Below are 12,438 nucleotides of genomic sequence, written 5' to 3'. Positions count from 1 at the left end.
TACTTGCAAGAGTACCTTAACACGCATAATGTGCTCTGCGGGTTTCATAATCATGCTCTTTGAGGAAATACGTGGTGGCAAAAAAAGCATCTATTCAAGTTGGCGAACATATTTATTTTGATTTCCTTGTCATCGGAAGCGGGGTGGCGGGAGCTTCTGTGGCCTTAAAATTGAGTGCTTTAGGAAAAGTGGGTTTATTATGCAAAGAAACTCTTTTTGACTGCAATACCCAATGGGCTCAAGGAGGAATTGCTTCTGTTCTCAGTGAAAATGACAGCTATGAATCACATACTCAAGACACTTTAGTTGCGGGAGCAGGATTATGCCACGAAAAAACCGTGCGTAAAGTTGTCAGTGCAGGCCCCAAAGCCATTGAAGAATTAATTGATATGGGTGTTGCTTTTACACCGAACGATCAGCAAAATCATCACGATTATGAATTTCATTTAGCTCAGGAAGCGGCACACAGCGCACGACGCATTATCCATGCCGATGACATGACAGGCGCAGCCCTTCAAAAAACACTTGTAAAAAAAATATCTGAAAATAAAAATATCTCTATTTTTGAATTTCATACAGCAATTGATCTTATTGTAACAGATAAAGTATCTCCTGATTTCTCAAGAAATAGAGTATTAGGATCTTATGTGATTAATGAAAAAAATAATATTATATCGGCATTTATTGCAAAAGCGACCATTTTAGCTACAGGTGGACATGGAAAACTTTACTTATATACCACCAATCCCGATGTCGCCGCGGGTGATGGCGTTGCTATGGCCTGGCGCGCAGGAGCGCGTGTTGCCAATCTAGAATTTATGCAATTTCACCCGACTTGTTTATATAGTCCAAGGGTAAAAAACTTTTTAATTTCCGAAGCACTGCGCGGTGAAGGAGCTATTTTAAAATCTAAAAGTGGAAAAAGATTTATGGAAAATGAACATCCACTTAAAGAACTCGCTCCACGTGACATTGTAGCTCGCGCTATCGATGCCGAAATTAAAAAAACGGGAGAACCTTTTGTTTACTTAGATATTTCTCACAAAGATCCTGAGTTTATAAAAACACATTTTCCAGGAATTTATTCAAAATGTTTAGGTCTTGGAATAAATATCACAACCGATCCTATCCCTGTAGTTCCCGCAGCACATTACAGTTGTGGCGGCATTGTGACTGACATGCGGGGCAGAACGGGAGTCAAAGCTCTTTGGGCTATTGGCGAAGTGGCTTGTACAGGACTTCATGGCGCAAACCGCTTGGCCTCAAATTCATTATTAGAAGGCCTGGTATTTGCCGAATTTGTTTATGAAGATATACAGATTTTATGGCCTGATCTTCAACATTATATTTCTCCAGAAATTCCAAAATGGCAATTAGGAAAAGCTGGTGAGCCCGATGAGATGGTTGTAATCAGTCAACTTTGGGATGAAATCCGCAGAACAATGTGGAATTATGTCAGTATCGTGCGGACAGAAAAAAGATTGGCACGCGCAGCAGCACGGATTGATCAAATTTGCCAAGAGATAGAAACTTATTACTGGAACATTATTCCCAGCCGCGCTTTAATTGAAGTGAGAAATCTTGCTGCCGTGGCTCAATTAACTGTGAAATGCGCAAGAATGAGAAAGGAAAGTCGTGGAATTCATTACTCTCTCGATTATCCTTACACAGATGACATAAATTATAAAAAAGATACTGTTGTCCTGAGTTAATTAATAGTCTAAAGAGATTATTCCTAACTTTTTGGAGTATTTATGCAATTATCGTTAGTTATTCCTACGTACAATGAATGCCAAAACATTCCTATTTTAATAGAACGCATTGCAAAAGTTTTAGAAGGTGTAGAGAAGGAAGTCATAGTTGTGGACGACAATTCTCCTGACCGAACATGGGAAGTGGCACGCACTTTGAGCGCTCGATACCCATGGCTAAGAGTCATTCGACGCATGACAGATAAAGGTTTGAGCTCAGCAGTTCTTGCAGGATTTGAAATTGCAGAGGGAGAAATTCTTGCTGTCATGGATGCTGACTTGCAACATGATGAACAGGCGCTTATTTCTTTTATCAGAGAAATGGAAAGTGGTGCGGACATTGTTGTAGGTTCAAGAAAAGTGAAAGGAGGAGGTATTGTCGATTGGAGTCCCATCCGGAAATTTATTTCCGGGGTTGCCACACTACTCACAAAAATTGCTTTACCTCAGTCCGTAAGCGACCCTATGAGTGGATTTTTTGCTGTAAAAAAACATGTTTATGTGAGTAATAAAAATCAAATCAATCCCCGTGGGTTTAAAATTCTTCTCGAATTTTTAGCCCGTGCTAAGCATTGCAAAATAGAAGAAGTAGGATACGTATTTAAAGGGCGTGTTCATGGCGAAAGTAAAATTTCAAGCAGCGTTGTTTTTGATTTAATTATCGCTTTATATGAATTGAGTATTGGGAAAGTTTTTCCCACTCAATTTATTAAATATGGAATCATTGGTATTTCAGGTCTTTTTGTAGCAACTTTTGTCATTTATTTATGCAGAATGTTCACTCATTTATCAGAAGCCTATTCGATTGCCATTTCTATTGAAATTAGTATTTTAACCAACTTTTTTCTAAATAATTTTTGGACATTTAGACCTAAAAGATTGCTTGGTATATGGAATATTTTACGAGGAATAATTACATTTCATGCCATTTGTTTAGGTGGAGCTCTTATCAATCAAGCCATTGCGCTCAAGCTTTTAACTTTTGGAGTTGATGTTTATATCGCCAATGCCTTTGGTTACTTTATTGCCGCAATTTGGAATTATATAATTAATGTTAATATTACCTGGAAAGGACGACCAGAACATGGCTAATTACATTTTCAATATGGTAAAACTGCGCAAAAATATTGCTGGCAAAGACATATTAAAAGATATTTATCTCTCATTTTTTCATGGCGCAAAAATTGGCGTCATCGGCTCAAACGGAGCTGGTAAATCGACATTGCTCCGCATTATGGCGGGAATTGACAAAGATTTTAGTGGTGAAGCTTTTCCACAAAAAGGCACAAAAATTGGCTACCTTCCTCAAGAGCCCCAATTAGATCCCACGAAAACAGTTTTTGAAAATGTAGAAGAAGCGGTTAAAGACGTGAAAGATCTCATTCGTAAATTTGATGCCTTAAACGAAAGACTGGGCGAACCTCTTAGCGACGATGAAATGAATAAGATTCTTGAACAAACCGCTGTTCTTCAAGATGAAATTGATGCAAAAAATGCTTGGGAAATTGATCGTACCATTGAAATTGCTATGGATGCGTTACGTTGTCCTCCAGGCGACGCTAAGGTAACAAATTTATCCGGAGGAGAACTCCGTAGAGTGGCTCTGTGCAAATTATTAATGGAAAAACCTGACTTACTCCTTCTTGATGAGCCCACAAACCACCTTGATGCGGAAAGTGTGCAATGGCTCGAACGTTACCTTAAAGAATACACGGGCACTCTTGTTACTATTACGCACGACCGTTACTTCCTCGATAACGTAACGGAATGGGTTTTGGAGCTTGATAAGGGCGAAGGCATCCCATGGCAAGGAAATTATTCTTCTTGGCTTGATCAAAAAACCAAACGTATGTCTGAAGAAGAAAAGCAAGAATCCGCTCGACAAAAAACATTAAAGCGCGAGCTCGAATGGATGAGTATGTCCCCTAAAGCACGCCAAGCAAAAAGCAAATGGCGTATTTCTGCTTATAATGAACTTCTTAAAGATCAAAATGATAGACAAGACGGAATGCGCGAAATTGTATTCCCACCAGCACCCCGACTTGGCGACAATGTGGTTGACTCTGTTAATTTATCAAAAGCTTTTGATGACACTGTATTATTTGAAAATGTAAATTTTAAGCTTCCTCCCGGAGGAATTGTTGGCATTATCGGTCCCAACGGTGCTGGTAAAACAACCTTATTTAAAATGATTGCCGGCCTTGAAAAACCTGATAAAGGTGAACTCAAAATGGGCGAATCGGTAAAAATCAGTTACGTTGATCAAAACCGTGCCACTCTCGATGGCGATAAAACCGTCTACCAAGAATTAAGCCAAGGGAAAGATCTTATTCAAGTAGGCAATCGCGAAATTCCAGCACGTTCTTATATTTCGAGTTTTGGATTTCGTGGTGCCGATCAGCAAAAAGCTGTTGGCAAATTATCCGGAGGAGAACGTAACCGCTTAAACCTCGCAAAAATGGTGATGAATGGCGGAAACCTGCTTCTTCTTGACGAACCCACAAACGACCTCGATGTGGACACATTACGCGCTCTCGAAGATGCTCTCATCTCCTTCCCTGGATGTGCCGTTGTCATTTCTCACGATCGCTATTTCCTAGACCGTATTGCCACTCATATTCTTGCCTTCGAAGGTAACAGTAATGTGGTTTGGTTTGAAGGAAATTACCAAGACTATATGATTGATAAAAAGAGACGCTTAGGTGACGATGCCGTCAATCCAAAAAGAATTAAATTTAAAAAATTAATTCATTAATATTTTAAATGCTTCTCTCATTTTAAAGCTTAAACATTTTTATGTTTAAGCTTTTTTACTATAAAATTTAACAACTTATTCTAAAGTAACTTCTCTCGGATTTTTAGCAGAGGGTTTTACAGTCATATTTTCTATTAAAAAATTAAATCCACTAAAAGATAATGACTTATATTTTCTATTTGGATGAAATTGAAAAAGAGAGTTTTCTTCTTTAAAATTAAATTTAAATGGTTTAGATACTTCATAAAGTATTGCTTCAGCATCAATTTCTCGCATTATGATAATAGCATCTTCAGGCATTAAATACGTAGTGGAAATTCCATCACTAATATCATTTAATTTAGTTTTAAAAGATGCTTCAACTACATAAGCATCATTTTCATTTTCATAACAAAAAATCTTAAAGGGAAAAGCGTTTTGTCCCTGAGGAAGATCTTTATGAATTTCTAAACAAATATTCAGAATTTGTTTTTTAAGGTCATCAAGATTCAATTGACTCGAAATTGTTTGAACCAAAATACCAGCATGAATTGGAATTATTTCTACCTTAGAACAGCCTGTTATTTTAATTTTTTTTTTCCAACTTTCAATATCTGTCATTTTGAACTCCAAATAAATTCTTAAGAGCGGCGCTTTCTAAATTATTTAACGCTTCTAACAAATCAATACTTTTCTTTTCCCAATTCATTTTTTTTCTATACTCAGGATCACAATAACGTTCATTTTGCAAATCAATTGTCGCATCAATGGCATTAGTAAATTGAGCATAATGGTTTATATAATCACCTTTATTAAACTCATAAAATAGATCCTTTATTGTAGAAGTTAACTTATTAAGATTATGCTTAAATTCTTTAGCAGGCAAAAATTCTTCTTTATGCTTATGAATTGACTCAACAAGAATCCAAGTTTGCATTTTATTCTCGTTTGTCCCAAATAAATGAATTTTTAACGAATTAAAAATACCTTTCAAAAGACATTCAGAAGCGATGATTAAGGAAAAATAGGAATCTCTTTATAAATTATTGCTTATAAGACATTCCGCAACCCTTTTATGAGATTTATATGCTTTTAAAAATGATTCATTTGAGTTTTGTGAGTCTTTTAGCGATTTTAACTGATTAATTTTTACGAAAATGAATTGATTTGCATTCGATTCAGGATTCAGCATTCTTTATTCCTAATCATGAGTTCTAAAATTCAAATTAACTAAGACAATTCGGCATTATCATAAATTGATTCTAGAGGCAATTTATGAATTATGAAATTAAAATATATAATAATCTTAAGCTTTAGGTGGTTTTAAAATTTTATAATTACTAAATAATTTATATAGTTATAAAAAAAGAAGGGCTTTAAAATCTTTTCATCGCAACTTGACAACTTGAAAACACATTCCTTATCCTTGTAAAAACAAAGTAAGGAATTGAATGATGTTTAAAATTTATTTGTATATTTTTTCATTTTTATTATTTTCGTTAAATTCTTTTGCGCAAAGTTATAAAATCACAATATACTATGAAGAAAGACCTCCTTATTTTATATTAGATTCATCAAAACAAAAAATAGTCGATGGCATTGCATTCAAAAAAGTCAATAAAATATTGACAGATTCAAAAGTAAAATATGAATATGAGCAAATTCCCATAATTAGATCTTTACAAAATATCAAAGATAATAAAATTCCTTGTTGTGTGACTTATACTTATAAAAATAAAATGAGAGAAGAATATGCTCGGTTTACATTGCCCTATTTAAAAGATAAAAGACTCGTTATTATAACAAAAAAAAATAATGAAAAATTAAAAGGCGCGAATAATTTAATTGAAATTCTTTCCGACAACAACATTACCCCTATTTTAAAAGTAGGCTACACTTATGGAACATCGGTAACAGGTATATTGCAAAAATATAGAGGATATTCTATTTTTAATTTAAATGATCAAAAAAATAAAAATATAGTTATGACTTCACAAATTCAGGAAGATATTTTAAAGAAATTACTAGAAAATGAAGGTGATTTTACATTAATGCCCTTAAATGAATTTCAATATTATATTCAAACAAATCCTAATTTTTCTGATATCTTAACATATAAAACCATTCCGGAAAGCACAGAAGAAATATATAGACATTTTATGTGTTCCAAAAAAGTTAAAATAATTGACATAAGTAAAATGAACGAAGTCATTAAAAAAGTACGTTCATTAAATTAATATTTAAGAAAAAATAAGGGATATATGTTTTATTTTAAAATTAAAAATCAATTTTTTTGTTATTTTATTTTCCTCACAATTCTCATTTTTCAAGAAAAAAATTCATTTGCCTGGAAAAATCACAGTATTATTACAACTTACTCATTACAAGATTCACATTATTTTGACAGTTTTAAAAATATCCGTGCAGAAAAATTAGAAGATTTTTTAAGACAAAGTACAACAAATTTACCAAAAGTACTTGCCTCTGTTGAACAGTGGGCAATAAACCGCTCAGAAAATTTCGACTTTACATACCCCAAAACTCCAGAAAATTTAAAATTTAAGAGTTCATCAAATGATCCGAAAATTGTAGAAAAATTTTTAAATGCCATTCGTGTTAATTCTTCAGTAAAATTTCCTCTTTATTTACAAATTTTGCCCGGAGATTTTCCTCAAAATTTCGATACCATTTTGCAAAAAGAGGAGGTCATGCTCCACTCAATTATGAACGATATGGGAGAATATATTTTTATCAAAATTAATGAACAGGATTTTGTTGATCCTTTAAAAGTAGTGGCAACTGCTTCCGATGAGCCAGACTACGGAATGGATATTAATTTGTTTAAAGACAATCCAAAAGATTTTAACGAAAATTATGCGTTTGGCCAACAACCTTTTGGTAATGCGCAATTTTCATTTAACAGTCAAGCTCCCTTTCATATGGGATTTTATCATTTATCACCCCTGATTTATAAAACAGCTCCCTATTTAAAACAAACTTATGCTGAATATCGTATTAAATTATTTACAGAAATGTCACGCTTTGCTTTTCAAACAGGGCATCCTTATTGGGGACTGCGCTTTTTAGGATGGAGTTTACATTATATTCAAGATTTAACTCAACCTTTTCACAATTCCCCCATTCCTGGATATTCAACCGCAGACTTAATTTCTTTAAATATTTTAGACAAAATTCAAGATGCTTTTTGTAAAAGTCATACAAAAATAAATGACTCTATTAATGTTATTACCAATAGACATCTTATTTTAGAAAAGTATATTTACGATAAACTTGTTTATTCTATAAAAAATAATTTCATACAATCGCCAATTATATTGGCACTGAATAATTCAAGTTTTGACCATAAATATCCAAAATATGATGAAAATTATGTGAGAAATATAATAACACAAGAAGCTTCACAAGAAGAAAATCCCACTTATGGAAGTTATATTTTTTGGCTGCTAAATAAAGATACTTCTGCAATTATCGGAAGATCATTTCCCTCTGAATATACTTTTGATCCCAAATATATATATAATGATAATTTCGACTCTTTAACTATTTTAAATCAACAATCTGAAAATAAAAAGATTGAAATGCTTACCATAGAAAATAAACTTATGCTTCGTGCTGGAAGTCATACGAGAAAATTAATAGAATATATTCTTTAAACAATTATCATAATTTAAGCTTGTCTTTTTTGATTAAAATATTGAGATATTTATCAAAGGTTGAAGCAAATTTTTGTTTGTCCCCGGCACCAAACTGGGGAGGCCCCCCTTGAATGAGACCTCCTTCACGAAGGACTTGGGTGAAATTTCGCATCGATAACCGTTCCGTTATATTTCCTTCGTTATACAATTCACCACGGGGATTTATGGCAATAGCTCCTTTTTTAACAACCAAGTCAGCCAAAGGAATATCTGCAGTTATTACCAAGTCATTTTCAGATATATTTTGCACAATATAGGCATCGGCAGCATCAAAACCTTTGGGAACTACTATGGACGAAATATAGGCAGAAGGTGGACTTTTTATGTGCTGATTTGCGACCAAATGTGTTTGCACCTTTACCCTTTCAGCCGCTTTAAATACAATTTCTTTAATGGCTCCAGGGCAAGCGTCAGCATCTATCCATATTTTCATAATTGTCCTTTTAAGCATGATATAATTATATAATATAACTTAAATATTCATCTTTTCTAGATGAATTCATCCCTGCGGAGAATCCTGTGAAAGTTCCTCATAACAAGTCATTCTGCTTAACTATTATTTTATTTCTCTGTACGCAAAGCATATCCTTTGCAGCCGAAAAAAAATTTAAAATTATTGTTGAAGAAACTCCCATTCACTCCTTCTTAGAAATACCAGGAAGTAATCCCGCACCTAAATCTAAATCAGAATCGAAAGCTCCTGTTCCTAAAATCGTATACAAACCCGGTGAAGAACCCAAACCTGTTTTAGTAGGTTCCGACATAGAAATTGTAACGAAAATATTTGATAAATTAAAAATTCCGGTTGAAATTGAATTGGTTCATTGGACTCGGCTTCTCCCCATGATGATAAATGGGGAAGCCGATATGGCTCTTGGGATTCAAAAAAATAGCAAATTTGATAAATTTGTAAATTTTACCAGACTTCCTGTCCGTTCGAAAAATTATTCTTTTTATGGCTTAACGAAACAAGTGGGTGAGTCCCAAGTCATGTCTTTTGAAGATGCTTTAGCTCATCATTACAGAGTGGGAATTATTGTGGGATTTACTTATCCTAAGATATTTTGGGATTATTACCCATTTGAAAATCGGGTTTTAAATAGTCATCTCGTTGAAAGTTACACATTTCGTGACAATATTATAAAACTAAAAGAAAAAAAAATCGATCTTTTTATAGCAGATAGAGAACGAGTCAATGTCATTCTAAAAAAAATAGGTGCCGATGAAACTATTTTCCAGTATAAAAATGTTTTGTATTGGAAAGATTATTTTTTTGCTTTTTCAAAAAAAACAAAGGAGCCTAAAATTAAACTGATACGTGCATTCATGGATAGAGAAATTTATAAAATGACTGAAAGCGATGAAATTCCAGAAATAAATTTAGAGTGGATAAAAAAAGGAACTTAGTTCATGAGCAAAGCTCCAAAATATTTGAATTTCATTTTAATATTCAAGCTTCTTTTATTTTGTTTCCTTATTTCAGGTTGTACTAAACTTTGGATGGGGACTCCAGAATTAGGGTCAAAATCATTTCCCATTGAATTTTATATAAATTCACCAAATCCCTTTTTTAAAAACGATGATGCCCCTTCTCATTTACAAAGCTGTATTGAAGAAAAAACGGGATATAGAGTTAATTTTAATTTTGTTTCCGATGAAAAGGCGGTCATATCTGCACTAACAAGAGGAACCGCTCAATATGGTGTCATTTCTTCCATTGCCTACGTGGGTGCTTCAACGCGCACTCCATTGAAAAGTATTTTAATTTTCTCTCAAAAAGGATCCCCATCATCTCGCGCTGTGATTATTGGGAACACTTCCGTTTGGAAAAACTTTTTTCAAAAATCAGGATTGGCCTTAAATGCATTTACCTTTCATCATGAAGCCACGTTACAATATTTTAATAAAGCAACAGTAGCCTATGAAAATCCGGAAAGCGTGATTGGATTTTTTGTCCCTCGCATGTATTTTTTGCAGCGAAATATTTTTCCTAGCGCTGCAATTTTTGTAGGAAGCTTTTCTTCTGTATTTCAAGCAATCGATGATAATTTAGCAACCATTGGTGTTGTTTCTGAAAATGAAATTGATACAAAATTTCCTAATGCCACTCCCATTCAATTAGGAACACAATTTAGTAATTATATCGTTCTAGGTCTTTCTCAAAATTTGCCAGGACAAGTACTTATCGAAAATCAAAGTAACATAAATAGCACTTCTGCAACTTTGACAAAAGGAATGGAGCTTTGCTCACAAATAAAAGCCGCTGACTTTAAAAAACTCTTTCAAGCTGACGGTGTTCAAAAATCAAATGAAAAACTCTTTACATTTACAAAAGAACTGTATGAATTTCAGCAGGAAAATATTCGCATCCTCACACAAAGAGTTCCTTAAGCATTCTTAATATTTTGGATTTACAAATTTAGTACTTAATTATTGTTAATTATTAAATAATGTCAAAACACTGTTCACTTAAACAAAAATTCCCCCAGAGCATAGATATTTCCTGATACAAATGAAAAAGAAATCATTTTCTATTTTTATATTGGAAAAAAACTATGGCCTTCACAATTGCACCAAATGACATTCTATGGACACGAAATGGGGATCCCGTTCGCATTGCCGAACGAAATGATAAGAATGGTAAAATTATACTTGATTCTGATTTTGATAACATTCAAGAAACAGCCAAATTTGGAATTCGCAATGGCTTGGAGCCAAATCAAAAAGAAGCTTACTTAACAACGTTATCAAATCAAGATAATCAAGATGATAGGCAACAAGAAATACGTGATTTATATAATCAAATTACGAAAATGAAGCATGCCAATGCCGATCCTCGTGTCATTAAATATTTGGAAAACGAACTTCAATATAGGATTGTTCGCGAGAAATTTACTCCTGAAAATTTTGAAGTCGATCCACTTACGTTAGGTGTTTAAAAAAATTATTTTTAATAAGGAGATTTTTTTATGGTCTTTATTCCACCTCCCTCCCGGTCGTCCTTCATACAATTAGGTGATTACGTTCCCAAAGTAGGAATTTATACCAACCCTGGTGTCGTTGCGGAAAAAAAAGAAGATGGCACAATTATAATTGATACAGATAAAGACGCTATTAAAAGATATCACCGCCATTCTCTGACCACAGGTTTAACACCTGATGAAAAAGACAAATTTAATAACATCATGGATGATGTTATGAGTGAAAAAGACAATAAACAGAGAATTCTTACTCTTCAACAGGTTATTGATAAAATGAGAACAAATCCAAAAGATAAGAAAGTTTCCGATTTTTTACGCAATGAACAAGCCCAATTAATTCGCTGCGCGAGAGAACTTCCGAAAGTCTATGACACCCAACCTGAAAAATTAAGATAACCATTTTATTAAATTGTCATAAAATTTTGCATTTAATATTTTAAAATCAAACTATTGACTTCATAGCTAAAAATAAGATACTGCAACATAAGTTGCGTTAATGAACAATCACTTACTATGAATATTGGCCAATTTATTATGTACACAGAAAAAGCTCAAAACTTAAAACCCGTATTACTGAAAAGACAAAGAAAAAGTAAAGAAACTCGACTTAACGATTTCATGAAGAGTGCCCAAAAAATATTTTCGGAAAAAGGGTACGATGCGACCACAGTTCGCGACATTGCTCGTGAAGCGGGGTGCTCAGATGGTCTTATGTTTCGTTACTTTAAATCCAAATCTGATTTACTCTTTGCCATAATTAAGCAAGGTAAAATTAATAGTCAAAAAGAGATTGAAGAAAACTTTTCTTTCTCTGTTAGCGTCGAAGAACAAATTTATAAAATAATGGAACTTTATATTGATAAATTTAAAGACTCAGAACAGCTCATTCGCGTTATTTTATCGAGAGCACTCACTGATCCTGATTTTGAAGAATATAAATCAGTGTTTAAAGATACAAGTTTTTTAAAAATTCAAGTTGATCATTTTAAAGAAAGACAAAAATTAGGGGAAATTTCTGCCGATTATGACTGCGAAGCACTGGCGCTTTTAATTTACTCTATAACCTTTATATTAGGCTTTAATAGACGATCATTATTAGGAATTCCAAGAGAAGAATGCCTCTCGTTAGCAAAACGCTACGCCAAATTAATTTCTTCGGGTATTTAAAATTTATTATACTTAATAAACAAATTTAATACGCTTTTCTGTTTTCATAACCCCCTTTACTATTGCTAAACTTTGCTTATTAATTTAAA

The 12,438-nt window shown here is 33.4% G+C and carries 13 protein-coding genes; 10 read left to right on the top strand and 3 right to left on the bottom strand.

Annotated features, from left to right (window positions below; all coding sequences use genetic code 11):
- Positions 1-74 precede the first annotated feature (74 nt).
- The 3 genes from nadB to ettA are packed head-to-tail and all read left to right on the top strand — an operon-like array spanning position 75 to position 4,506.
- Positions 75-1,712: an L-aspartate oxidase gene (nadB, locus tag AXG55_RS04790; RefSeq protein ID WP_233231386.1), complete on the top strand. Its 1,638-nt coding sequence runs from the start codon at positions 75-77 to the stop codon at positions 1,710-1,712.
- A 42-nt stretch (positions 1,713-1,754) separates the two neighbouring features.
- Positions 1,755-2,843 (top strand): glycosyltransferase, encoded by a 1,089-nt coding sequence (locus AXG55_RS04785; protein WP_148696991.1) that lies wholly within the window; start codon positions 1,755-1,757, stop codon positions 2,841-2,843.
- The gene (gene ettA / locus AXG55_RS04780) at positions 2,836-4,506 is read left to right on the top strand and encodes an energy-dependent translational throttle protein EttA (protein WP_148696990.1); all 1,671 of its coding nucleotides are present in this window, start codon (positions 2,836-2,838) and stop codon (positions 4,504-4,506) included. The genes AXG55_RS04785 and ettA overlap by 8 nt, the downstream gene beginning before the upstream one ends.
- Positions 4,507-4,581: 75 nt before the next feature.
- Here the strand turns inward: ettA and AXG55_RS04775 are convergent, their stop codons facing one another.
- Both AXG55_RS04775 and AXG55_RS04770 read right to left on the bottom strand, forming a co-directional pair.
- Positions 4,582-5,106 (bottom strand): hypothetical protein, encoded by a 525-nt coding sequence (locus AXG55_RS04775; protein WP_148696989.1) that lies wholly within the window; start codon positions 5,104-5,106, stop codon positions 4,582-4,584.
- Positions 5,093-5,422, bottom strand: a complete 330-nt coding sequence (locus AXG55_RS04770) for a hypothetical protein (protein ID WP_148696988.1) — start codon at positions 5,420-5,422, stop codon at positions 5,093-5,095. The genes AXG55_RS04775 and AXG55_RS04770 overlap by 14 nt, the downstream gene beginning before the upstream one ends.
- A 514-nt stretch (positions 5,423-5,936) precedes the next feature.
- Between AXG55_RS04770 and AXG55_RS04765 the strand changes: the two genes are divergently transcribed.
- Positions 5,937-6,722 (top strand): substrate-binding periplasmic protein, encoded by a 786-nt coding sequence (locus AXG55_RS04765; protein WP_148696987.1) that lies wholly within the window; start codon positions 5,937-5,939, stop codon positions 6,720-6,722.
- A gap of 24 nt (positions 6,723-6,746) precedes the next feature.
- Positions 6,747-8,159 (top strand): hypothetical protein, encoded by a 1,413-nt coding sequence (locus tag AXG55_RS04760; RefSeq protein WP_148696986.1) that lies wholly within the window; start codon positions 6,747-6,749, stop codon positions 8,157-8,159.
- A gap of 7 nt (positions 8,160-8,166) precedes the next feature.
- Here the strand turns inward: AXG55_RS04760 and AXG55_RS04755 are convergent, their stop codons facing one another.
- Positions 8,167-8,634: a YaiI/YqxD family protein gene (locus AXG55_RS04755; RefSeq protein WP_148696985.1), complete on the bottom strand. Its 468-nt coding sequence runs from the start codon at positions 8,632-8,634 to the stop codon at positions 8,167-8,169.
- Between the two features lie 86 nt (positions 8,635-8,720).
- On the opposite strand from AXG55_RS04755, the gene AXG55_RS04750 reads away from it, so the two are divergent.
- From AXG55_RS04750 to AXG55_RS04730, 5 genes are all read left to right on the top strand, one after another.
- On the top strand, positions 8,721-9,608 hold the full coding sequence (locus AXG55_RS04750; RefSeq protein WP_233231385.1) for a substrate-binding periplasmic protein: 888 nt from the start codon (positions 8,721-8,723) through the stop codon (positions 9,606-9,608).
- 3 nt (positions 9,609-9,611) lie between these two features.
- A complete protein-coding gene (locus tag AXG55_RS04745; RefSeq protein ID WP_148696983.1) occupies positions 9,612-10,592 on the top strand; it encodes a PhnD/SsuA/transferrin family substrate-binding protein in 981 nt (326 codons plus the stop codon).
- A gap of 164 nt (positions 10,593-10,756) precedes the next feature.
- Positions 10,757-11,140, top strand: a complete 384-nt coding sequence (locus AXG55_RS04740) for a hypothetical protein (protein ID WP_148696982.1) — start codon at positions 10,757-10,759, stop codon at positions 11,138-11,140.
- 30 nt (positions 11,141-11,170) lie between these two features.
- Positions 11,171-11,578, top strand: a complete 408-nt coding sequence (locus AXG55_RS04735) for a hypothetical protein (protein ID WP_148696981.1) — start codon at positions 11,171-11,173, stop codon at positions 11,576-11,578.
- Between the two features lie 138 nt (positions 11,579-11,716).
- On the top strand, positions 11,717-12,349 hold the full coding sequence (locus tag AXG55_RS04730; protein ID WP_233231384.1) for a TetR/AcrR family transcriptional regulator: 633 nt from the start codon (positions 11,717-11,719) through the stop codon (positions 12,347-12,349).
- The last annotated feature ends 89 nt before the right edge of the window (positions 12,350-12,438 follow it).

It is taken from the genome of Silvanigrella aquatica, assembly GCF_001907975.1.
GTDB classification, from domain to species: Bacteria; Bdellovibrionota_B; Oligoflexia; order Silvanigrellales; family Silvanigrellaceae; genus Silvanigrella; species Silvanigrella aquatica.
The sequence above is the reverse complement of the archived record's forward strand: the minus strand, read 5'-3'. Positions and strand labels throughout refer to the sequence as shown.

Coding starts and splice junctions, on each gene's coding strand:
- AXG55_RS04785 (WP_148696991.1), top strand. CDS start 1,755: ATGCAATTATCGTTAGTTATTCCTACGTACAATGAATGCCAAAACATT.
- ettA (WP_148696990.1), top strand. CDS start 2,836: ATGGCTAATTACATTTTCAATATGGTAAAACTGCGCAAAAATATTGCT.
- AXG55_RS04775 (WP_148696989.1), bottom strand. CDS start 5,106: ATGACAGATATTGAAAGTTGGAAAAAAAAAATTAAAATAACAGGCTGT.
- AXG55_RS04770 (WP_148696988.1), bottom strand. CDS start 5,422: ATGCAAACTTGGATTCTTGTTGAGTCAATTCATAAGCATAAAGAAGAA.
- AXG55_RS04765 (WP_148696987.1), top strand. CDS start 5,937: ATGATGTTTAAAATTTATTTGTATATTTTTTCATTTTTATTATTTTCG.
- AXG55_RS04760 (WP_148696986.1), top strand. CDS start 6,747: ATGTTTTATTTTAAAATTAAAAATCAATTTTTTTGTTATTTTATTTTC.
- AXG55_RS04755 (WP_148696985.1), bottom strand. CDS start 8,634: ATGAAAATATGGATAGATGCTGACGCTTGCCCTGGAGCCATTAAAGAA.
- AXG55_RS04745 (WP_148696983.1), top strand. CDS start 9,612: ATGAGCAAAGCTCCAAAATATTTGAATTTCATTTTAATATTCAAGCTT.
- AXG55_RS04740 (WP_148696982.1), top strand. CDS start 10,757: ATGGCCTTCACAATTGCACCAAATGACATTCTATGGACACGAAATGGG.
- AXG55_RS04735 (WP_148696981.1), top strand. CDS start 11,171: ATGGTCTTTATTCCACCTCCCTCCCGGTCGTCCTTCATACAATTAGGT.
- AXG55_RS04730 (WP_233231384.1), top strand. CDS start 11,717: ATGTACACAGAAAAAGCTCAAAACTTAAAACCCGTATTACTGAAAAGA.